This is a genomic window from Thalassospira sp. UBA4513, assembly GCF_002388495.1.
Lineage (GTDB): Bacteria > Pseudomonadota > Alphaproteobacteria > Rhodospirillales > Thalassospiraceae > Thalassospira > Thalassospira tepidiphila.
The window spans coordinates 1-305 of record NZ_DGMR01000004.1 but is presented as its reverse complement, the minus strand read 5'-3'; the positions used below and the strand labels follow the sequence as shown (position 1 = coordinate 305).

Sequence of the window (305 nt, the reverse complement as noted above, 5' to 3'; positions counted from 1 at the left end):
TCGTAATAGTCATCAAAGCCGATGCGTTGGCGCAGGTCCGCCCAGCTCATCAGTTTGTCATCCCTCGGTTCGCCGACCTTCATGGTTTGCAGGCATTCGACCATCGCCTTCATGGCGGCCGCCATCAGCGAAAGTGGATAGGCCGCGATCTGATAGCCGATCTGTTTGAGTTCTTCGGGCGACAGGTCCGGGGTTTCGCCACCTTCAACGATATTGGCCATCTTGGGGCCGGGAAGTTCGGCACAGAGGGTGCGCATTTCATCGACGGATTTCGGGGCCTCAACAAACAGGATGTCGGCACCGAG

General features: G+C 57.7%; 1 pseudogene. It reads right to left on the bottom strand.

Annotated elements, in window-relative coordinates:
* A pseudogene (locus tag B2T33_RS01815) lies at positions 1 to 305 on the bottom strand (carboxyvinyl-carboxyphosphonate phosphorylmutase); the annotation flags it as partial.